The 21,232-nt window shown below is 61.5% G+C and carries 26 protein-coding genes and 1 pseudogene; 1 reads left to right on the forward strand and 26 read right to left on the reverse strand.

Translation table 11 applies throughout. From position 1 onward, the window contains the following. The 26 genes and pseudogenes from ACYP2A_RS09185 to ACYP2A_RS09310 all read right to left on the reverse strand — a co-directional run. Positions 1 to 158: pseudogene (locus ACYP2A_RS09185) on the reverse strand (phage late control D family protein); the annotation flags it as partial. Between the two features lie 60 nt (positions 159 to 218). After that, positions 219 to 425 carry a tail protein X gene (locus ACYP2A_RS09190; protein WP_459744563.1) on the reverse strand — a complete coding sequence of 69 codons (207 nt, stop codon included), beginning with the start codon at positions 423 to 425 and terminating at the stop codon, positions 219 to 221. After that, positions 400 to 1,245 (reverse strand): phage tail protein, encoded by an 846-nt coding sequence (locus ACYP2A_RS09195; RefSeq protein WP_459744564.1) that lies wholly within the window; start codon positions 1,243 to 1,245, stop codon positions 400 to 402. Before ACYP2A_RS09195 ends, ACYP2A_RS09190 begins: the two co-directional genes overlap by 26 nt. Positions 1,246 to 1,254: 9 nt before the next feature. Next, positions 1,255 to 4,629, reverse strand: a complete 3,375-nt coding sequence (locus tag ACYP2A_RS09200; protein ID WP_459744566.1) for a phage tail tape measure protein — start codon at positions 4,627 to 4,629, stop codon at positions 1,255 to 1,257. Between the two features lie 144 nt (positions 4,630 to 4,773). Beyond that, positions 4,774 to 5,067, reverse strand: coding sequence for a phage tail assembly protein (locus tag ACYP2A_RS09205; RefSeq protein ID WP_459744567.1), 294 nt, complete (start codon positions 5,065 to 5,067; stop codon positions 4,774 to 4,776). A 44-nt stretch (positions 5,068 to 5,111) separates the two neighbouring features. Then, positions 5,112 to 5,621 carry a phage major tail tube protein gene (locus tag ACYP2A_RS09210; protein ID WP_459744569.1) on the reverse strand — a complete coding sequence of 170 codons (510 nt, stop codon included), beginning with the start codon at positions 5,619 to 5,621 and terminating at the stop codon, positions 5,112 to 5,114. Positions 5,622 to 5,633: 12 nt separating this feature from the next. Further along, a complete protein-coding gene (locus tag ACYP2A_RS09215; protein WP_459744570.1) occupies positions 5,634 to 6,797 on the reverse strand; it encodes a phage tail sheath subtilisin-like domain-containing protein in 1,164 nt (387 codons plus the stop codon). A 95-nt stretch (positions 6,798 to 6,892) separates the two neighbouring features. After that, entirely contained in the window at positions 6,893 to 7,354 is a 462-nt protein-coding gene (locus ACYP2A_RS09220) for a hypothetical protein (RefSeq protein ID WP_459744572.1), read from the reverse strand. 32 nt (positions 7,355 to 7,386) lie between these two features. Further along, positions 7,387 to 8,127 carry a hypothetical protein gene (locus ACYP2A_RS09225; RefSeq protein ID WP_459744573.1) on the reverse strand — a complete coding sequence of 247 codons (741 nt, stop codon included), beginning with the start codon at positions 8,125 to 8,127 and terminating at the stop codon, positions 7,387 to 7,389. A gap of 5 nt (positions 8,128 to 8,132) precedes the next feature. Further along, on the reverse strand, positions 8,133 to 8,996 hold the full coding sequence (locus ACYP2A_RS09230) for a phage tail-collar fiber domain-containing protein (RefSeq protein ID WP_459744574.1): 864 nt from the start codon (positions 8,994 to 8,996) through the stop codon (positions 8,133 to 8,135). Then, positions 8,993 to 9,715, reverse strand: a complete 723-nt coding sequence (locus ACYP2A_RS09235; protein ID WP_459744575.1) for a phage tail protein I — start codon at positions 9,713 to 9,715, stop codon at positions 8,993 to 8,995. Before ACYP2A_RS09235 ends, ACYP2A_RS09230 begins: the two co-directional genes overlap by 4 nt. Next, positions 9,712 to 10,692: a baseplate assembly protein gene (locus ACYP2A_RS09240; protein WP_459744576.1), complete on the reverse strand. Its 981-nt coding sequence runs from the start codon at positions 10,690 to 10,692 to the stop codon at positions 9,712 to 9,714. Before ACYP2A_RS09240 ends, ACYP2A_RS09235 begins: the two co-directional genes overlap by 4 nt. Further along, positions 10,689 to 11,015, reverse strand: coding sequence for a GPW/gp25 family protein (locus ACYP2A_RS09245; protein WP_459744578.1), 327 nt, complete (start codon positions 11,013 to 11,015; stop codon positions 10,689 to 10,691). The genes ACYP2A_RS09240 and ACYP2A_RS09245 overlap by 4 nt, the downstream gene beginning before the upstream one ends. Before the next feature lie 2 nt (positions 11,016 to 11,017). Further along, positions 11,018 to 11,266, reverse strand: a complete 249-nt coding sequence (locus ACYP2A_RS09250) for a hypothetical protein (protein WP_459744580.1) — start codon at positions 11,264 to 11,266, stop codon at positions 11,018 to 11,020. A gap of 58 nt (positions 11,267 to 11,324) precedes the next feature. Then, positions 11,325 to 11,906: a phage baseplate assembly protein V gene (locus ACYP2A_RS09255; RefSeq protein ID WP_459744582.1), complete on the reverse strand. Its 582-nt coding sequence runs from the start codon at positions 11,904 to 11,906 to the stop codon at positions 11,325 to 11,327. After that, positions 11,903 to 12,442: a hypothetical protein gene (locus ACYP2A_RS09260; protein ID WP_459744583.1), complete on the reverse strand. Its 540-nt coding sequence runs from the start codon at positions 12,440 to 12,442 to the stop codon at positions 11,903 to 11,905. Before ACYP2A_RS09260 ends, ACYP2A_RS09255 begins: the two co-directional genes overlap by 4 nt. Then, complete coding sequence (locus tag ACYP2A_RS09265; RefSeq protein ID WP_459744585.1) at positions 12,435 to 13,094, reverse strand: hypothetical protein; 660 nt, start codon at positions 13,092 to 13,094, stop codon at positions 12,435 to 12,437. Before ACYP2A_RS09265 ends, ACYP2A_RS09260 begins: the two co-directional genes overlap by 8 nt. After that, positions 13,091 to 13,405 (reverse strand): head-tail joining protein, encoded by a 315-nt coding sequence (locus ACYP2A_RS09270; RefSeq protein ID WP_459744586.1) that lies wholly within the window; start codon positions 13,403 to 13,405, stop codon positions 13,091 to 13,093. The genes ACYP2A_RS09265 and ACYP2A_RS09270 overlap by 4 nt, the downstream gene beginning before the upstream one ends. 2 nt (positions 13,406 to 13,407) lie before the next feature. Further along, positions 13,408 to 14,403, reverse strand: a complete 996-nt coding sequence (locus ACYP2A_RS09275) for a major capsid protein (protein ID WP_459744587.1) — start codon at positions 14,401 to 14,403, stop codon at positions 13,408 to 13,410. 84 nt (positions 14,404 to 14,487) lie between these two features. After that, entirely contained in the window at positions 14,488 to 14,832 is a 345-nt protein-coding gene (locus tag ACYP2A_RS09280) for a head decoration protein (RefSeq protein ID WP_459744589.1), read from the reverse strand. Positions 14,833 to 14,837: 5 nt separating this feature from the next. Then, complete coding sequence (locus ACYP2A_RS09285; protein WP_459744590.1) at positions 14,838 to 15,950, reverse strand: head maturation protease, ClpP-related; 1,113 nt, start codon at positions 15,948 to 15,950, stop codon at positions 14,838 to 14,840. Further along, positions 15,947 to 17,425, reverse strand: coding sequence for a phage portal protein (locus ACYP2A_RS09290; RefSeq protein ID WP_459744591.1), 1,479 nt, complete (start codon positions 17,423 to 17,425; stop codon positions 15,947 to 15,949). The genes ACYP2A_RS09285 and ACYP2A_RS09290 overlap by 4 nt, the downstream gene beginning before the upstream one ends. Then, on the reverse strand, positions 17,425 to 17,631 hold the full coding sequence (locus ACYP2A_RS09295; protein WP_459744593.1) for a phage head-tail joining protein: 207 nt from the start codon (positions 17,629 to 17,631) through the stop codon (positions 17,425 to 17,427). The genes ACYP2A_RS09290 and ACYP2A_RS09295 overlap by 1 nt, the downstream gene beginning before the upstream one ends. Position 17,632: 1 nt before the next feature. After that, positions 17,633 to 19,666, reverse strand: coding sequence for a phage terminase large subunit family protein (locus ACYP2A_RS09300; protein ID WP_459744594.1), 2,034 nt, complete (start codon positions 19,664 to 19,666; stop codon positions 17,633 to 17,635). A gap of 4 nt (positions 19,667 to 19,670) precedes the next feature. Then, a complete protein-coding gene (locus ACYP2A_RS09305; protein WP_459744596.1) occupies positions 19,671 to 20,258 on the reverse strand; it encodes a terminase small subunit in 588 nt (195 codons plus the stop codon). Positions 20,259 to 20,415: 157 nt separating this feature from the next. Next, positions 20,416 to 20,760 carry a phage holin family protein gene (locus ACYP2A_RS09310; protein WP_459744597.1) on the reverse strand — a complete coding sequence of 115 codons (345 nt, stop codon included), beginning with the start codon at positions 20,758 to 20,760 and terminating at the stop codon, positions 20,416 to 20,418. Positions 20,761 to 20,845: 85 nt separating this feature from the next. On the opposite strand from ACYP2A_RS09310, the gene ACYP2A_RS09315 reads away from it, so the two are divergent. Continuing rightward, complete coding sequence (locus ACYP2A_RS09315) at positions 20,846 to 21,109, forward strand: DUF1883 domain-containing protein (protein WP_459744598.1); 264 nt, start codon at positions 20,846 to 20,848, stop codon at positions 21,107 to 21,109. Positions 21,110 to 21,232: the final 123 nt, after the last annotated feature.

Below are 21,232 nucleotides of genomic sequence, written 5' to 3' on the forward strand. Positions count from 1 at the left end.
TGGGGCAGCGCCACGGCTTGATCGCGGTCATCGATGCGCAGCTCGAACTCATCCGACTCCATTCCGGGTTTGTCCGAGACACGCAGCATCAGCAGTCGGTCGTTGATCAATGTCGTGATGTCTTTGCCATCGGCAATCACGCGGTATGTGGGTTTCATCGCAGCTCCAAAAATGACAAAGCCCCGCACAGGGCGGGGCTCGTTACGCGTAACGTCGGATCAGCCGAACAGTTGCAGCAGCTCCACGGCCGGCGCCGACAGATCAGGCAGGCGGATCAGCAGGCCAGCGCGAAACGGCTGCGCTTGCCGGGCAAGATCCGGGTTTTCTTCCAGCACCGCTTCCACGGTGCCGTTGAGGTGCCCGTAATGCTGCTGACAGATGACATCGAGCAGATCCCCGTCAGACGTTCTGCAAGTCGTTGCCATAGCTCACAAACTCCAGTGAAAAGCCTTGTTTGCGCGGAATACCGCCGGCCAGCAGGTTGCTTTGCTCTTCATCTACACTGAGCAAACACCAGTCGCCCAACACTTCGCCGTAACCCGTCACGAGGTTGAGCGGCTGCAGGTTGCGGCCGATGCTGCGCAGGGTATTGAGCTGCCCCATGCCGCCTTTGTAACCGGGAAAGATCACCCCCTTGAGGCTGATCTTTTCTTCACCCAGGCTGACCGCCTGTTGCGAAACACTGCGCCGCAAGCGCTCTTGCCCGGCCCATTTGAACGACGCCTGTCGGCGCAGCTCGTCAAAGGTGGCGGTGTCAAGGTTGAAGTAATACGGCTGCACGTTCGGGTGATGCGACTGGATGATCAGCAGGTGCGGGAACGGCGTAACTGCCGCCGGTTGCGGCGTTGTTTCCGCTGCCAGGCTGGTGGTGGGCATCACCGTGGCCACCGCAGGACTGGACAACCCTGTCACCCGCCCTACCTCGGACTTCATCCTGGCGGCCTGTTCCTTGAAGGTGCCCAGCCGTTCCTGCACCTGCCCGGCGCCTGAGACCACCGAGCTGTAAGTGGACGCCACCTGACCCACTTTCGACTGGGCCAAGCCAATGGCGCGCGTCACGCGCCCCAGCTTGCCGCCGATCAGCGGCCCCACGAACGGTATATTCTCCAGCTCCAGGGCAGCGCCGGTGATGTCACTCACCGCCCCGGTCAGAGGGGCCAGCATACCGTCCATGCTTTGGCGCCCCGCTTCGCCGGCGGCCACCAGGTATTTCAGCGCTGACTGCAATTGCTCCATGTACGCCATGAGCGCTCCTTAGACGTGTGGTTGATCGAACAACTGGCTGGACGCCTGCCGGGCCGCGACTTGGCGCTGAAACTCTTCCCAGTATCCTTGCAGGTGCGGCACCAGCTCGCGGGCCAGTTGCGCTGGGTCTTTCACATCGCCGTCGACCCGGACGGGCATGTTCGGCGCAAACGTGAATGCCTGATCGACCTTGGCCGTTGCCGTCACCGCCGGCGCTGCGGCCTTGGCCACCTCCGGCGCCGGCGGCGGTAGCGGTGTGGCCTTGGCCATTTCGCGCACCACGTCACCAGGCGTGATAGATGGTTTCTGATCGACCGGTTTCGCCGGCGTTTCGACCGGCGCCGGTTCACGCACTGCATCGCCCAGGGCGGACGGATTGACCTCAGCCTTGTCCAGTTGCGTTAAACGTAACGCATCGCCCAGCGCCGGTGCAGGTTCCGGGGCAGGCTCTTTCTTGTCGGGGGTATCGCCGAACAGATCGCCCAGCCACTTGCCCACCGACGATTCGTCATCCTTACCGTCGGCCTCGTCCTTGGCCTCATCACCATCACCCTGCGCGTTGTCGCCGAACAGCGTCTTGCCCAGCCAGCCGCCACCGACTTCGCCGCCCATGCTGCCGAGCATTGCACCAATGGCACCACCGACCGCCGTCCCGATCACCGGCACAACCGACCCGATGGCCGCGCCGGCAGCAGCGCCGGCGAGTGTGCCCGCCAGTCCGCCCGCTGCCTGGCCGTAGCCCTCGGCTTTTTCATCGTCGGTTTCGGCTGTCATCGCGACATTGACCGCCGACATACCGGCATCGAGCAGCGAGCCGCCCGGAATGCGCTTGGCCAGGTCACCCACTTTGCCCACCGCGCCCATCATGCGCGCCATACGGCCCATTTCAGGCACCGGCGGTGTGGGTGGGACTGGCGGCACAGGGGGAACCGGCGGCACGGGCGGACGCGGTCCAGAACCTGCGCCCTGACCGCCACCACCAGCACCGCCGCGACGTCGACCACGTCGGCGCCGGGACCTGCGCCCACCGGCGTTGCCGGCATCGCCTGGACCACCACCGCCGGCAGCACCCGGCCCGCCGAATTCCGAGGCGTTGACGACAAACACCTTCTGCAGTTCGACGGCACCGCCGGCCTCGCCATCACCGCCGCCGGCATCACCCTCGCCGTCGTCGTCATTGCTGGCCGACCGGAAAATATCCAGCATCTTGAGGCCGGTACCGATCAGGCCACCGGGCGGCTCATCGTTACCCTCGCCGTCTGCATCATCCTCAGCGGCGCCAGGACCACCCGTGCGCATTGTTTTAATGCCGGTCTCAACCAAGCCCAGTACCTTGCCGCGCAAACCCTCCTCAGGTGCGTCTGCACCGTCTTCGACCTCACCCGGTGCGCCGCCTTTCTTGCGAATGGCTTTGACACCGGTATCGAGTAGATCCAGCACCTTGCCGCGTACATCGCCCGGATCAGCCTTGGCGTCATCATCCTTGCCGCCCTTGGGGCTCTTGGCCTGCTTGTCATCCTTGTCGTCCGAGGCATCATTACCTGTATCGGCCTTGCCGCCTGCGTCGTCCTTGTCACTATCGTCGGCATCATCAGAGTCAGCGGCCGCTTTTTTCTTTTTGCCGAAAACCCCAAGACCCAGAGCCATAAGGCCCAGTACCTTGTCGCGTTTGCTGGTTTTCTTGTCGTCGTCGCCGCCCTTGCCAGCGGCCTTTCCAGCCGCCTTGTCGTCGCCCTTTTCATCCTCGGCGTTTGTGACGAAAACCTTCTGGACCTTGTTCGGGTCACTGAGCTTGCCTTGGGCAATGTTGAGCAGCCCCTTCCCCATTTTGAACGCGTTAAAACCGTTCTTGAGCACCACCAGTGCACCGCCAAATGCCACGGCGCCGGCGATGACCGATTGCGAACCGTCCGACAGTTTCGTGAACTCTTGGGCCACTTTCGTTATGCCCATCGCCACTTGATCGGTAATCGGCCGGATCGCGTCACCAATGCTGCGCATCGAGTCGTTCAGTGCCTGCCCGGCCTCGGACCAACGCTGATTTGACGTCTCGCGCCGCTCGGAAAGGTTCTTGTCCAGAATCCCTTTGGAGTTGCCCGACGAGGACTTGAGGTCTTCGTACAGCGCCTTGTTCTGCGTGTACGCCTGCAGTGCGGCCTTGACCTGCATGTCGGCAAAGATGTTGCCGGTTTTCAGGGAATCATTCAGCGCCTCAATCTGAGCCGCCGCTTTTTTGGGGTCCGTCTCCTTGTTGATCTTGGCCATCGCTTCGGCCATCTGTTTTTCTTTCTTGGGATCAGTCTTTTTGACGTACTCCTGCGCCAGGGCAAAGCTGGACTCCAAGGTGGATTTTTTATTCTGAAGACCCGTTTGCATCGACTTTTCATAGTCGATACCGACTTTCTTGTAGGCCTCGACGGTGTCACTGGCGCCGATCTTGCCCATCCAGTTTTTCAGGTTGTTCGCGGCTTCATCGCTGCTGCCGGCAGACTTCATCTGCACCTGCAGAATCGCACCCAACTGGGTCACGGCATCCATGCCCGTGATTTTCATACCGGCCATGTTCGATAGCAGTTCGGGAAACCACTTCGCCATGTCGGCCGCTTCAAAAGAACCGGCCTGCCCTTGATAGGCAATGGCCTCCAGCGCCTGCTCCATCATTTTCGGGTCAGTGATCTTGGCGTTCTGCCCCAGGGCACTGATCATCTTCGCCGTCGTGGCCCCGTCAGTGCCCTGACCGATGGCAAACTTTGCCGCCACCGGCGCGTATTCCAGCGCCTGCTTGACGTCCATGCCGGCGCCGACCAACTGGTTGACCAGATCGGCCACGTCGTTGCGCTTCATGCCCGTATCACGCGACGTCTGCACAACTGTCTGGGCCATCTGTGCTTCTTCTGGCTTACCAGCCTGGCCGGCTTTGATCGCAATGTCCCGAATCACCGCCTGATAGTCGCCGCTGATTTTGGTCGGCACCGCCACCATACCGACACCGGTCACGGCCTGGCCAATGCTCGACTTCATCGACTCTTTGCCTGCCTGCAGTTGCTGGTGGCCTTTCATCTGTAGATCCGCAGATTTGGCTTCCTGCCCCAGGCGCCGGTATTCCTGACCCAGCTTACCGACCTGCACACCTTGCCGGCGTAGCGACTCCAGGTTGGTATTGAGCTTGCGCAGCAGCCCGTCTGCCGCAGCTGCACCGCTGTCGTGCGCACGCTTCCATTCGTCACGCAATTTGATGGTTTCGCCAATGGTGCTTTTCAGCACCTTGGCTTTGTTGCCTTTGGCCTCCAGCTTCTGAATGTGGCCTTCGACCGTGTTGAATGCCGATCCGACGGTCGATGCGACGGCACCGCCGATGACAAGCGAAAGTGCCATTTTTGCCATGCGCTGTTCCCCTTGTGCGCGGCTCAATCAGTGAGCCACCAGATCATGTCCGGCCAGGACATGTCCGTGATTTCGGCGGCTGAAAATCCCAGCTCCGCAGCCAGCCGCTTGGCCAGCTGCTTTTGCACCCTGGGATCAAACCCTTTACTCGCGCACCAGACGAAAATAGCCGGCCTGCAGGCGGGTGTAATCCTTCACCGCCATCGCATCAAAGTCGTTTACGCCAACGCCGGTCAGACTGGCGAACAGATTGACTTCGCGCTGCTCCTCGTCGTCTTCGGCCGTCTTGTTGGCCAGGCGCACGTCACGCACGGTTGGGGCGCGCATGGTGATACGGTCTTGCGCAACGCTGTTAAGCTCGATGGGCTTGCTCAGAGTGATGATCACGCCGTCATCGGTCAGGGTCAGATACTTCGGTAGCGGCTTGAGGTTGCTCATGAGAAATGTCCTTGAATCGGAATGGGTATAGAGGGATGAAAGAGTTACAGACCTAGCGCCTGACGCTGGGCTGTTAGCTGATCGACGCCATTGATCACACGCTTCATGTTGAGTGGATCAATCTCGTACATCACAGCGCCGTCGATTTCGAGCTTGTAATAGTTCACGGCAATGCCGTGCTTGACCTCGGCCTTGTCACCGGCCTTCCAGTCGCCCATGTCCACTTCCTTGAGCAGGCCGCGCAGTGTGACGATGACGGGCTTGATCACGCCCTTAAGGCCTTTGAAGGCGCCACGGAACACCCAGTTGCCCGAGGTGCCGTCTGCCAAGCCGAAGTGCTTCAGCGACTCTTTGCGCACGCCGGTGGTGGTGAAGTTGGCCTCCAGCTTCTCCATGCCCATGTCCAGCTCGACTTCGGTATCCATGCCGCCGGCGCGGTGCGCCTCGGTTTTGATCGTGAGCTTCGGCAGGGTCAGACTGGGCACGTCACCAGCGAAGCTGACGCTGTCGGCGAACAGGTTCATGTTCGCCAGCGTTTCGGGAATCATTACCATTTCATGTGCTCCTTAAGCGGCGGTATCGAGGACTTCGGTCAGCCACTGATCGGTGACCTCGACGCGGAAATTGGGGTTTTCAGCCGGCGGCACATCGGTGAAACGGATGTTCCAGTACACCTTGCCGTCAGCCAGCTGGCTGGCCGTGTTCAAGTTCGGGTCCGCGTAAACCTCGAAGTTGATCACTGCACCTTGGGCTTTGAGGTCACGCATGAACGCTTCCAGGCCGTCGGTCACATCCTTGATGTAAGTCGCGGTAATGCCACGGTCGACCGCCCACTTGTGCCCAGCCAGGATCGCGTCCATCACAATGTCCTGGGTGCGTACACGGGTGACGAATTTCCACTTGGCATCGCTGGCCAGCGTGCGGTTACCCCACAGGCGATAGCCGTCATCACGAATGATCGTGGTGATATTGGCGTTGTTAAGCAGATTGGCCCGGCAGGTTTCGTCACCATCCAGAAACTCGACCGAGCGCGTGGTACCAGTGATGCCGACAAACTCCTTATTCGACGGCGACGACCAGAAGCCGTATTCGGCATCGGTCCAGGCAAACAGGCCGGCGGTCCAGGCGGATGCCGGCGCATCAAGCGTTTTGCTGGTGACCGTATCCCAGACCTGTACGCCCGGATCGACCATGTACAAGCGCTTGGAGCCGAACTTTGCCGCGTAGGCAATCGCTGCCTCATCGGTGGTGCCGGGGCCGTCGATGATGCCGATAGCGCGCAGCTTGCCGGCGAGAGCGTCCATCGCCGTGGCGACCGCTTGAGTTGAACTGTGCTTGGGCGCGATCAACAGCCGCGGCTGGGCATTGAAACGGCTTTTGCCATCGAGCAGCGCCTGCAGGCCGGTACGTTTGCCGCTGGCCAGCACGCCACCGATGATTGCGGACGTCTGTGCGGCAGCGTCGGCCACTTTGGCGACACCGCACGCGACGATGACGGCCTTGGCGCGGGTGAAAATTGCCTGGCAGGCCTTGGTGATTGCCGAATCGGCACCGAATGCAGCGACCGCTTCACGCTCATTGGTGATCAGCACCAGGTCATTGGCCAGCGCCGTGGCACCGGCCCCAGGGGTGAAGGTGTCGCACAATCCAATGATCGAGGACGACGGCAGCGCAATATTGCGTGCGCCGGTGTCGACGTTCGTGACCGTAACGCCATGATAAAAAGGCATCGAGAAACTCCAGATAGCACAAGGGCCGCACATGGCGGCCCTGCAGAAACGAAAACGCCCCGAAAACGGGGCGATTGAGGAGAGCGGGTGATGGGTCAGGCGTTGCCGACACCGCTCACACTGGCGTTGATCGCCGCGATGGCTTCGTCAGCAATCGCCTCGGCCGCATCATGACTCGCCGCCTCAAGCACCCGGACCTTGCCCTTGAGGCGCGCCGCACGGATCGCATACAGCGCGCCCTTCCAGGCAGTCGCCTCGGTCAAAATACTTTCGGCTGCGGCCTGCGGCGTGAGGCCAGCGGCATCGACCCAGGCCTGTACAGTCTCAGGCACCGGCCCCTCAAAGCCGGCCGCCTGAAAGGCCTTGGCTTCTTGCTCGGCCAGTTGGTACTCGACGACACGCACCGCGTTGCCTACAACCGCGACACGAGCGTTGTCAGCGGCTTCCTCGATCTGCAGGGCCGCGCACAGAATCGCCGCTCCAAGCGGCAAACGGGCGAATTCAAAACCGTTGTAGTTACCGCCTTCGAACGTGATGTTCAGAGAATCTTTACGCATGATGTGAGACCTTGATCAGAATGGACGGCATGTCAGAGCTTGGTGATGTTGGTTACCAACCAAGGAATGGTGTTGGGGTCTTTGCCTGCGGCCACACCAGAAATGAGCGAGCCTTCAAGCGCCGTCGGGATAACGCAGGACGATGCCGTCAGGGCCAGACTTGGGAAGCCGGTGCCGACGATTTTCCCGGTGAAGGTCCCGCGCAGCGTGAAATTGACGTTGAAGAACTTGATCGGCATAAAGCCCGGCAGTCGGCTGCCGCCGGCAAAGATCAGCGCGTAGTAAGTGTCCAGCGATGCAGCAAGTCCACCGGCCGAGTCCGGGAGCGCGATAGTCATGTCGGCCAAGTCGAGCGACGCGGCACGGTTGACCTGAAACCCGCCAAAGCGCTTCATGCCGTTGGGCATGAGGAACTCGTTGACGGTCAGTTTGCGGGCCGTGCTTGCTTCGTTTTCACCGCGAATGATGATGCGACGACTGCCGACCGAGATGTTCGCGGCCAGCGTGTAGTCTTCAAGCAGGATGATGTCCGCAACACCACCGCTTGGCGTGGATGTAATCGCACGGTCGATGGTTTTGAGCGGACTGTCTGCGTTGCCCAGGGCGTTGTCATCGCCCGACACTTGGCTGACGTAGAACGTGCGGGAGATAGCCGGTGCTGCTGCAACCGCAGAGGCGATACTGGCGGTAATCGACGCCCGGATGCTGGTGAAATAGTCGATCAGCGCAGTGGCTTTGCCGGACAGGCCTGCAATTTCAGTTTCGAGACTCATGTGTCTTATGCTCCAGTGTTTTTGAACAGTTGTGTTTGTGCGGTGATAACAGCCTCTGCGACGGCAATACCCATGCTGCGCACGCCTTCGTGATCGATGGCTTGGCGCTGCTCGGCCGTCGTCAAACGCACGTCTTGCCGGGCCGCTTGCTCGACCGCAATGACCAATTGCCGCGACAGCAAGGTGATCTGGTCTTGCAGATCAAGGCCGCGCAGTTGGGCACTCAGTACCGCCTCGACCGCACTAATTCCCATGCTCAGCAAACCTTCGTTACGCTGCTCGGCCACCACCAGGCGCTCAGCCAGGTCGTCAAGGCGCCGGGTTGTCAGGTCGCCGACAAGGCGCTGCTGTCGCTCCAGCTCAGTGAACTGGTCGTTGTGCTGCAGGCCACGCAATTGCTCACTGAGCAACGAGCTGGCAAGCGCTGCCAGAGGCGCTGCAAGACTGAGGCTCAATCCGGCTTCGTTACTGACGATGGTGACGCTGTCGGCTGGCAGCGCAACCAGCGAAAGATCGTAAGCGAGCAAGATGCTCGCGTTGGCGGCCTTGTAGGTCAGCGCTTCGGTGGGGTGCGACCAGACGGCCAGCAACTGCCCAGTCGTCAACTTGAAGCCGATTTCACGCGCCCAGTACGCTTTGTCATCGTCGGCCAGCGCGGTGATATGCAGCAGAGTGCTGCTCAGCCGCTCGCCGCCGGAGATCTTGTATTCAGCTACTTGGTTGACCAGGCTTTTCTGATCCGCATCAGGCTCATAGCCGGCCGTGCCGAGCACGACACTGCCGATTTTCGCGGCAATACCGGTGTTGTCAGCGGTGAAAATCGCCGCCAAGCCGCTTTTGGTAATCACAGGTTGTAACGGGGTACTCATAAAACGGCCTCCATCGTGCCGCGCACGATTGTCAGGGACCGGGTTGCGCAGGCCACCTGCAGCCCGGCCTCGGCGTTAATCGGATCGCTGCGCAGCTCGACGGTCTGTCTGATCTGGCACAGCGCTTGAGTGGTGTTGGCCAGGCGCAGCCCCTGAGCAAAGGTTTCAACCGGCGGCGCCCGCGCTTCGACCGTTTCGCGTACCAGCACGCGGGACCGGGTCGCATTTGCCAGCACCAGGCCGCCGTCGAAACGGGCGCCCAGGGCAAAACTGTAATGACTGCGCTCGTTCTTGGTCGCATCGATTAGTGCGCGCAGACGCTCGCCCAGTTGCGGCGAGATGATCGAGCCTTCCCCCTCCCGGTTTTCGTTCGCCCAGGCCGTGACCTGAAAGGTGTACGGGACCGCGTTCGGGATCTGCTGCCATTCCGTCACGTCGGCGTTGACCCGCACTGCTTTCAGCACCCGCCGGATCGCGCCGAGCGTGCCTTTGGTCTTGTGCACCGGGATGGCTTCGTGAATCAGCGCCCGCCGCTGGTCGTCGGTATTCGCCGCCTCCCAGCCTTCCACCCGCATTGCCCAAGCAAGCCAGGGCAGAAAGCTCGGCGGACAACGCGCCGAATCGGCAATGCCCCGTATGACCTCGGGGTCAATACCTTGGTCGCACGCCACCTCAAGCGCACGCTCAAACCGCGTCGAGTTGTCCGGCAGCAGGCTCATGGGGCCACCTTCGCGGTCAACTGAATCGCGGTGCAGTGCGGATACTGCCGCTTGTTACACGACACACCCTCCACAGGCTGTACCAGCGTGACTTTGCTGATACCCGGCACATGCAGCGCGGCATAGATCGCCGAAAGCGACAACTGCCCTTCCAAGCGCCTGGCCTCCGCAATCGCTGCGTCGAGGTTGGCCCGCGCCTGCGCACGGACCACGGTCGGGCTGGGTCCGGCCTCGACTTCAAGCGTGGCCACCACAGCAAAGTTCACCGGCTGACCCAGTTGGGTGCGCGGTCGGTCAGTAAGCGGCCGGACTGTCTCGGCAGACAGCGCCGCTTGCACTGCCGCCACCAAGTCGGCGCCGGCGGTGAGGGCGTCAACGCGGGGTAGCACCGCGAGCGACACATCACCGGGCAATGGGTTGGCCAGCCCTGCGTCGTAATCGCAGACCAGGACAATCGAACCCGCTGGCAACTGCGCCCTGACCGCCGCGCTGATTTCTGCACCGATGAATGTCGGCGAATCGACTGATACGCCGGCAATCTCGGCCGACGCACTCAGCCCATGATATTCGTAGGCGCCGCGACTGCCGGCGACCGACAACGCTTCAAGCGACAGCCGCGTGCGGTAGCGCAACGCTTCGTCACCTTCCAGCACCTCTGCTACCGGCGGCACCGCATCAGGATCGGCCGCAACCAGTACCAGACGTTGCACGTCGTAGTCGGCCGCGCGGTTGTCCAGGTCGGCCCCCTTGGCATAAGCCAGCATGCTGGCCTTGGCCGCCGCGTTGACCCGCGCCCGGCCCAGCATCTGCTGGTAGGCCGCGACTTCCAGCAGCTTGACCACCGGATCAGACTCCAGCAGCGCGGTCCATTGATCGCCCATTTCTGCGCGAAAATTTGCCAGCGCCTCCTGATACAGCGTTTCAAACTCCAAGGTTTCGATCACATCGGGCGGGGGTAACAACGAAAGATCAATCATGCACGCACCTCAACGACTGCGCTGTTGCCTAGATACTGGCCCGTCAGCTGCAGGGTGATCCTGCCGTCAAGCACAGCCGTGACACGCACACGCTCAAGTTTCAAGCGTGGCTCCCAGCGGCCTAGGGCGCGGGCGACCTCGGCCTGTACTGCGCTTTTCCAACCATCATTTACCGGCAGGTCGACAAAACGGCGGATCTTGCTGCCGTACTCAGGACGCATACGCCGGGAGCCGATCGGCGTCGTCAGAATGTCCTCAATCGACTGACGCAAATGCTCGATGCCGGACAGCGACAAGCCCGTGCGGCGGTCTACGCCGATCACGATTATTCAGCCAACAGTTGAAATTCGGGATGGCCGGCCAGATAGGTCTGCGCCTCGACGTCGTCAGCCAACACCGTGACGTGACCGCGCAGCACGGCCAGTTCACGCTCATCCGGCAGGAACAGCGAGCGCGAGGTATAGAGCGTGTCGCGGTAGATGACCACGGCCTGAGCCACGGCCGGGATGGGGATTGCATCAGTCAAATTGACCGAAGCCTGTGTTTCCGGGTCTTCTTTTTTGATACCGGCCATTAGGCCCTCCAGAAATGCAAAAGCCCGCACAGGGCGGGCTTGAGTGGTATGGATTAAATCAGTGCTTGTGATTCGGCGTGTTACCGGTGGTGTCGGTGATCGAGCCCATACCGAGGATGTTGCCCGTTACGCGTAACGGGCCCTCGATCTGAACCGACCCTTTGAGCGTGATATTACCGGCCTCAATTGTCGCGGTGCTGGTCTTGGCGTTAATCGCATCGTCGGTCAACACGGCCTCAGTGCCACCGACCTTGATGTTTACCGTGCCGGTCGGCAGATCGATGGTGTAGCTCTTGGCCTGCCAGTCGTAGACCAGCGAGCCGCCATCGTCGAAACGCCACACTTCAACGTGGTCGCGGTTATCCGCCTGCGCACCGGCCACACCGTACAATCCTGGATGGAACGTGCCTTGTGCGGGATCGCCGCTCGGGCTGATCAGGGTGCCCTGCTCGCCAACGCTGGGTGCCCGCCAGTGCCTGGACTTTCCGGCCGCCTGCGCATGCCAACGCACCCAGGCGCTAGTCCAGCTCCCGCCGTCAGAGACCCGCACACGGGCTGCCGCCAGATCCACTGCGACAACACGACATTCAATCGCTACGCCGGCCAGCATGCGGTCGTGCTCGGCTGTCACGTAGCTCATGGGAGATTCCCCAACTGATCAGCCGGCACATAATCGGGCTCATGGCCTGGTCCCACATCGGGGTGCACACCCCAGACCAGAGAGCCAGGCGGCTGAACCGGCCAGTGCCACTCCTGTTCGCCCAAGTTGATTTCCTGCGTCCACTCGACGGCCCACACTGCATAGCCGTCCAGTTCCGGTCGCGACCAGTCCTGGCCGGCGCGCTCGAACTGGGCCGGCCCTACGTCGAGCCCCCAATACTGCATGCGCAGCAGGATCGCCAACTGGGCCGCGCTCCAGGCCGCCAGTTTCTGGCAGTCTTCGATTTCAGCGCCGACGATGATCCGCGCTTCCAGTCGCAGCACCATGGCAGTTTCACCGGTGCCGGGGTCTTCACCTGGCTCGAACTCGGCCAGTTCGATCACCACCGCCGGCACGGCGATGTGCTTAAGCATGTCGGGCATGGTGCCGACATAGGCCAGCCCCGGCAGATGGTTTTTGATATGCAGCTCTATCGCTGCATACAGCTCATCGAGCTGAAAGGGTTGGTCAGCCACGGCCACCTCGCAAATACTTCTGGAGTTCGTAGTTCATTTCCTGGGCCAGTACGTGCTCCAGCCGCGCCTCAGCTTGTCGCGTCCAGTGCTCGAAGTGTGGCCGGACGTCTTCCAGTGAGACCTTGGCCTTGGCCAGGGGGAAGCGGCTGCTGTTCTCCGCGATCCAGCCCGAGCTGGCACCGCTCGCACTGGAGACTTCGCTGTCCGGGTAGTCGCTGGCTCGGAAGTGCTTGCTGGCTGCGCGGATCCAGATGTCTGGACTGCCGCCATACACGCGCTTGAAGAAGGCACCGGCATAACGCCGCTTGCCGACGCTTACCCCGGCGCGGGTCTGACGGGGCCGGCCGGTGCGGCTGGCTTCAATCGGGTTGATGCCGAACCACAGCTTGCCTTGGCCCTTGTCGTTAAGCGGGAAGACGCGCATACGCCGGCGAACAGCAGCCACGGCAATACGCTCCTGCTGGCCCACGCTGCTGCTGATTTGCTTCTGCAGCCAGCGTAGGGTCTTGTTGATCGCCCGGCGCTGGGCCGCTGCTGCGGCCTTGGGCACCTGTGCGGCAAAGGTCGCGAAGGCTGCCAGATCCGTCTTGCTGGTTTGCAGGGTAATCAGGCCGCCATCGGCCGAGGTCTTGTAAAAGCTGCCGATGCTCATGGTTTGATCCTCAACACCAACGTGACCAAGCCATCGCCCGTGGGCTCGACCAGGACAATCGTGTAATTGCCGCCGCCGTCCTGCACCGGCAGGTTGATCGTGAGGCTTTGCGCCTTTTCTATACCGTCGCTATCAGCTACACGCACGACAAAGTTCGGCTCGCGCAGTGCAGTCCTCAACTGGCCCAGCTTCGGCTGTAACCAAGGAGCAGAGAACATGCCCCAAACCGTACGGCCCTCGATCACACCTTCATCCGACAAGGTGTCGAAAACGACCGTATCAATGTCAGCCACCAAGTCACGGAAGCTCATCGCTACATTTTCAGGCGGATCTGCGCCCGAGGCCGGGTGCAGATGTGCAGTGGATTGGACTGGGCTTCGCCAGCCACGCCCTTACCGAACGGCAGGGGCTCCAGCTTGCTGTAGTACGGAATGCCCAGGGTGTTGACCGTCTCCATGTAATCGGCTGGGGCAAACGCCGAGATGTAGAGGTCCGGGACGTCTTCCGGCACGAGCAAGGCTTCATCGTCATGGACGAACGAATTACCGGCGACCTTGCCGCGATAGCGTTCCCAAACGATACCTGCAAACTCGAAGCTGGCCCGTGCATCACCTCGCAATTCAGCGGCAGCGGTGGTTGCCAGATAGCTCTCCTTGACCAACTTATGAGCAATCAGCTTGTTCCAGAAGTTCTTGCCGCAGAACGCACGCGAGCCGGAACTGGTCACACTGCCCAGCGCATCCTCTTGCATGTCCAGCGCTTCGCCCGCTTTTACACGGACCTCCGTGGTCGGATCATTCAGCCCCATGACCAGGATCTGTTGCTGCACGCCAAAGCGCTCATGGATATTTAGCAGTACGGTTTTCCCGTCCGCATCGAGAATCAGACCGTTCAGTGCCCCCATGCGCTGGAACTCATGAGTGGCATCCAGCTGCCGACGCGCCCTGGCCAGTCGAGCATTGACCACATCCTGAGCGGCCTGCAACTCGGTCTGGCTGCCGAAGGCGCGGATACTCTGGATCTCGTCAGCCTTGATGGTGAAGCGCTCCGGCAGGTGCACGGTGTTGAACGGGATCATGCTGCGCTTGCTGGAACCGACAACCAGCCCCGAGGTACCACGCTCGCCCGCTGGCACCAAGGCCAGGGTGTCGCCGTCCTTTTCGATCTGCACCGTCAGGGTCTGAATGCCCTGTTCCTGGAACAAACCCAGGCCGCTGATACGGCCCGGCAGGTAGGGCTGTTCGTTGATGGCCACAGTCAGCGCCGGCACCCCAAACACCAGGTCTTCAAAAATATTGATTTCAGCCACGAATAATTCTCCAGAAACGCGAAGCCCCGTCATCGCGGGGCTTTGATAGGTTGATGTGCCAGAGAGACTGGCGTGGGATCTTCGCTAGCGAACGATCACCGACTGTTTGCCCAGTGCCTTTTCAGCATCCAGATCCAGGCCCGTCAGATGCGCTTCACTGACTTCGGCCTGACGCACCACGGCACGGCCACGGCGGACAATGTCCGAAGACGCCAGACCGGCAAACAAGATGGCCGAGGCCACTTCACTGCCGTCCTCGGCCGTCGGATCGTACGGCGCGAACTGACCCAATGCGGTCACAAGGCCCAGCAACTGGCCGGCCGGCAAGGCATCACCGGCGATCACATTGATGGATTCACGGGAGATAGTGCCGTTGCCTTCGGACAGCACAAACTCGCCGGAGTGGATCGGCTCTTTAATGATGCTCATGGGGGTTACCTTCTATTGGCGGCTGAATGACCGGTTTGCGCCGCACGGCGAGCGGCATAGATGTTGTGCACATCAGGTTGCTTGGCGGCAGGCTTGCTGGCCGGGTCGTCGTTGATGGGCAGGCTGTTATCGATCTCGATCCCTTGGCCGGTACCGACCACCTTCTCGAACAGCCGGGCGCGCACCGCCGTGGTGTCGAGCCCGGCCGTGACGTACTCGGTGGCCAGCTCCGGCAAGCGAGCAGCCACGCAAAGGGTGTGGATCTGTTTGGCCTGGCCAATGGCGGCTTTCACCACCGCCTCGCTGGCCAGCTTGGTGCTGCTGATAATGGGCTCGACCAGATTGCTGATCCCGGCCTCCTTGCAGCCCTGGGTGATCAGCAAGGCCAGCGCGGGCGCATCCTCAGGCGTGACCGGCTCAGGCTTGGCCGCTGGCTTGTCGGTGCCCAGCGAGGCAGGCGCGTTTCGGAAACGCTTCATGGCCTGCCCCTGACCAAGGCAGGCTTTGACCGCCACGCCGGTGGTCACCTCGTCGACCAGGCCCAACTCCTTGGCTTCGTTGGCCGTGAGCCAGGTTTCGGCATCGATCAGCCGGCGCAGCTCGGCCTCGTCGATCTCCGGCGCCTTCGACTTGTAGGCCGCGACAATGGCCTCCAGAGTCTGGTCCAGGACACTGGCCACCTTGCGCAAATCCTCGGCATCGCCGGCGGTCCAGGTCCACGGGTTGTGGATCATCATCAAGGCATTGGCGGTCATCACGACGCGGTGCGCACCACACACGGCGACACTGGCCGCACTGGCGGCCAGCGCATCGACCCGCCCGACCCCTCGCTCACCGAGGCGTGCCAAAGCGTTATGAATGGCCAGGCCTTCGAACAGGTCGCCACCCGGACTGTTGAAGGCCGCAATGACCTGCGACACGCCATCATCGACGGCGCGCAGATCCTGCACGAACTGGTTGGCCGTGATGCCCCACCCGCCGATCTCGCCATAGACGAATACCTCGATCACACCTTGTTCGCCCTCACCGGCCGCCTGAATGTGATACCAGTGTTCGTCCTTGATTTGCACCTTTTGTCCGGCCTGGTTGTACACCACCGGAGCGACCGCTTTGCTCATGGTTTTTCCTCTGGATCTTCTGTTGGCTCGGTAACGAGCGTTGTGTAAGAGAGGCCCAGTCGCTGGGCGCGGGCGATGTCGGCGGCGTTTTCATCGTCGACGGTTTCGGCGTCATAGCCGGTGCGCAGCACCATCTCGCTGCGTGAGGCAAAGCCCGCGTTGACCTCCAGCATCCGCGCCTGCACGTCCTGCACCGGGTTGATATACGCCCAGCCCTGCGGGATCCAGCGGGTGCGCAGGTATTCGCGCCGACGCTGGGCGTAGTCCGGCAACTCCAGCGCACCGGACAACACTGCCATGTCCATCCAGGCTGCACGCACCGGGCGGCATAACTGATGAACGTACACACCGAACTGCAACTGCTCGATGCGTCGGCGAAACTCGTTGAGCACCACGCGCATGACCCGGTCGCTGACCCCACGCATGTCGCCCGTGAGCAGTTCATAGGGCATTCCGGCACCGGCGGCCGCCGCCATCAGTTGCTGACGCATGAAGTCGGGGTAGTTGTTCCCGGCATCCGGTGGCGTAGAGAACTCGATTTCCTCACCGGCCCCCAGCTCCTGCATCGTGCCAGGCTCCAAGGCCACCATGGGCGTGAAGCCATCCTGATCAAGACTCAGGGGTGCGCCTGTGATCGGGTCGCGTGGCATTGGCCCTGCGTCGGGGGCTGGCCGCTTGATGAAGCCGGCGAACAGGTTGGCCACTTCCTGACGGAACAACACCGCGTCGTCGTAGTTGTCCAGGCTGCGCAAGCGCTTGAGTACAGGAGCCATGCGGGGCAAGCCACGCAACTGGCCCGGCTCCTGGGATTCAAAGATATGTAGCACCTGCGCGGCCGGTACCCGGATCAACTGGTTATAGCCACCGTTGAGCGAGGAGGCATCACGCGGGTGCGAGCGGTACATCCAGTACGCCACGCGCCGGCCAATGCCGTTGAACTCAACACCGGCCTTGATGACGTTGCCCGTGCGGGTGACCTCGAACTTGTCATGCGGAACAAACTCGGGGGCCAGCACCTGGATCTGTAGCGGCACGGCGTAACCGTCCGTCAACAGCCTGGGGCGCAGGCGCACGAAACACTCGCCGGACGTTTCCACGGTCTTGGCCACCAACGCCTGCAGGCCGTAGAAGTCGCTGCGGTCATCGGCATCGGCCTCATCCACCCAGTCAGACCACAGTTCCTGCTGGACCTTGCGCAAGGCGGCATCGGTGATCAGCGGTCTTGGCGTGATGCCGGTACCGATCAGGTTGCTGACCCGCCGGTCGATCACGTTGAAGGCATACGGGTCATTGCGCAGCGCCGCCCGAGAGCGGGAACGCAGGTTGGTCAGGGCCGGCATCAACAGGCTGTTGATGCCGTTGTCGGGGGCATCCCAGTTTGATGAGCGCCGGCCTTCGCCAGCGCCTTCGTAACTCGCCCTGATGTTGGACGGCAACAGGAAGCCATTGCGGGTCAGGTTCGGATAGCGTGCCATCAGAGTCCCCTGCCGCCATGCCTGAGCCGGAAAGCGCGAGGACGCGCCGGCCCGCTGCTGGCCAACGAGCTGCGAATCTCGTCGCGGGCTTTCAACAGTTCGTCGACGGTGCGGTATTCGACAGTCCGGTCAGCGTAGCGAACGACTTTTTCGCCGCGTGCAATGGCCGCTTCGACGGCCTCAAGGTGCTTTTGCGTAAAGGACATGTCAGCGTCTCTTCAGGTAGCCGCTGCGTGTCGAGCGACGTGGGGGTGGAGTGGCGGCCGCTGGGCGCGCCACGGGCGCAGCCGTTGGCGAGGTAGGTGGTGATGAAGGCGACGGTGTAGAAACCGGTATGGCCGGAGCCGAGCCGGGCTGAACAGCAGGTGCAGACACCGTGCGTGAAACTGGGGCCTCATCGAACAGTCCCGCCTGCGCCAGAGCTTGCCGCACCCGCGACCAGTCGCCTTCGTTGTATCGGTTGATGCCCAGGTACTGCGCCATGGCCAGGTTGTACACCATGAGGTCGAGCGCTTCGTTACGCTCCGACTTGCCCTTGACCCACTCAATGCGCTTGTGACCCCGGACGTATCGAACGACCTTGCGCTCTGCCACACATTGCGCAAAGAAGTCATCCGGCAAGTCATTGGCAAAGTGCAGCGCACCCGGTCCCTGCTCGAACGGATAACGGTTGTAGATCCAGTCCTTGGCCGTGTCGGTGCCGACAAACCACAACTCGGCACCGCCGCGTTCGGTCTGGCCTTTCCAGGTGACATCCACCATGGACGGCCGCTGGGCAATCACGGGCCGGCCGGGTTTGTTCGCACCCTTGACGGCAAAGATGTTGCGCCACCGCCTGACGCGGCAGAAGTGATACACCTCATCGGTGTGGTGACCACCGCTGTCCACCGCTGTGGCCAGGATCCCCAGACCCACCCCGCACGGGTGCCGGTACTTGACCTTGAGCATTTCATCCAGCGCCGCCCAGGTGCGGTCATCCGAGGGATCACCCGCGATCACCTGGAAGTCGACGATCCAGCGCTCCATGCCAACGCCCCAGCCCACGACCATGAACTCCAGCCGGTTGCCCTGCACGTCCACGGCCCCGGTGAGCATCAGCACATCGGCTGGCATCGAGCCAAGTCCGTAGCCCGACAGACGAGCACGCTGCAGCAGCACCTCGGCTTTGGTCTGCTCGATGGCACTGTCCCAGACCTTGGCCAGGCGCGTGTTGTAGAACACCTGCATCGGCTCCTGGTCGCCCTTGGCCAACGCCCTCTTGGCCCGTTCATACTGCTTGGCCAGTGAAGGCCAGTCCTGCCAGCCTAAGGGTGCGTACAAGGCATTGAGCGTAAAGCCCACCGTTTCACCGTCGCCCGCCGAATGGGCACGCCACTCGCCCTGCTCAAGCATGCCGTTCTTGTGGTGCTCTTCGATCAGCACATCACAGTGCGCATTGGCGCACTGGTAATGCACCACCCGATAATCCGGGCTGTAGATCAGACGCTCCCACTCCAGCGTCTGCATGTGGCCGCAGGTCGGGCATGGCACGTAGTAGTGCCGCTGGTCGCTGGTATCGAACAGATCGGCAATGCGGCTGGCACCTTTGATGGTCGGGCTGCTGGAGAAATAGAACTTGGCCCGCCGCCCGAATGTCGAGCCACGCGCTTCGGCCAGTTCGATGGGGTCGCCTTCGCTCCCGACATCCACATCCCAGCGATCCACTTCATCGCCGTAAACATACCGGGCCGACAGCTCGGACAGGTTTGCCGCCGATCCTGCCGTGGTGATGTACAGCGCGCCGCCATCGAACTCCTTGGTGTCGAGGGTGTTGCGGGCATCCCGAGAACGGCTGTTAGCTACCCGCTCGCGCAGCTCAGGGGTAGCGGCCACCGTCTTGCTGATCCGTGATGAAATACGCTTGGCCAGGCCCAGGCTGGGCAACAATGTCAGAATGTTCGAGGGCACCATATGGATGAGCCCGCCTATCCAATTGAGTGCAATCTGCGTTTTCATGAGCTGCGAAGCCACCATGGTCACCACCCGTTTGCAGGGATGAGCCGGTGACAGGCAACGCATGGGCTCTCGGGCATAGGGTGTACGCGACGTACGATATTTTCCAGGCTCTGCGGCCCCGGCATCGCGGGGGATGCGCATGTACTCATCCGCCCACTCATCGACCCATAGGTCTGGATCGGGCTTCAAGCCACGGAAATACGCCTCGCGGTACACCTCGGCACCGTCGGGTAATTCCGTGTGCATAGGGTCAGCTCGCTATGATCAATGAGTCATCAAGGTCTGTGGTCGACATTTGCCGGGCATCCTCAAGCGCACGACGCAGAACCGTCATCAGATAGCGCTCGATGTCCCAGGGATCCGACATGGAAACCAGCTCGCCCGATATCTGTGCAGGCAAGCCCAGCAAGGCGTCACGCAACAACCGCCCCGCCTCAAATGAGGCCGATTTGACCGCCTCGATTTCCACCAGGGCACCGCGCACCCTCAGAAACTCGGTCTCGGCCAACTGGGCCAGGTAATACTCCCGATGTGCCTTGGATTTCTGGAAGTCGGCCCCCTGCCCCCCACGGGTCTGGAGAGCGGGAAGTTCGACCGTTGTCTCTGCCAGCGGCGCGATATGGTCCCGCCCCCCCCGCTGGATCCGCTCCTCTTCATGCCGGGCAGCCACAGCGGCCTTGCTGGGGTCGGCAGTCTGGATCAGTAATGCTTCTGTGGCCTCCAGATCCACCTTGCCATCGGCCGTCAGCACCAGACGATCCTGGCTGGCCAGTTTTGAAACGTAGGATTTGCCCCACCCTCGGCGAGCTGCAAACTCCGATTTGCTGATAACAGTCATGGTTGCCGTCCAGTTCACCGGGTGAACCTGAATCTGTTCACCTGTTCACCTCAGTTCACTAAGCGGGTGAACTGTCCGCTAACGCTTTCCCGCGAGTTCCCTTACCCGTATGGGCCAAGATATGCCAGGGTCCCCTCGGGGTCGGCGGGCCCACCCCCTACTGCCCCGGCTCACCGGGGGGCAGCGGCGCCGAGACGCCCAGGCGTTTCGCGGCCCAGCGTTCATAAAGGCCGACCGCGACATCGGCGCCGGCCGTTGCGGTCAGGCAGCCAACCGCGCCCGCCATCCAGATCGACACACCCGCCGCGTACAACAACATCATGGCCGCCAGGCCGCAGACCACACAGGCGCCAGACCGCAAGGCAAGCCTGCGAACCAGCGACCACCCATGTAGTCCGGCCTTATCTGCGCGCCACATCTCACCCGACACCCCGCCGATCAGGGCCAGGATGATCACCAACCAAATCGGCATCTCAGCTAGAGCTTGCTGCTCGTCTGTCATTTTCTAATACCAAGTTCTAATGCACGCAAAAAGGACCAAGTGTTAATGTCACGATGCAATCACACCGCTAGGCATAGGAGGCCATATGCAGTTCATACATTCACGAGAACACTTGAATAAAGGCGATGTTGTAGAGGTAGCGTGCTCTCACCAATGCAATGTTCGCCTGACCAACGACACTCATTTCTCAAACTTCAAAAATGGAAGGCAGCACACTTACTACGGCGGCTTTTTCGAAAGGCTGCCGGCACGTATTCAGGCCCCCAGTACTGGTTACTGGAACATCACAATCGACTTAGGTGGTGGATCCGCGAATATCACTCACTCGATCACGATTCATCGTCGCTAACTCCCCCTTGCACTGAGTGAGGGCCAGTTCAAGCGCTTGCTCAATACTCTTCAAGGTTCCATCAGCCCCATAGGCAAGGCTCGTAACTCCACCTATGGGGCTTCTCGCCCAAATCAGTTGTCC

It is taken from the genome of Pseudomonas sp. 3A(2025), assembly GCF_054589175.1.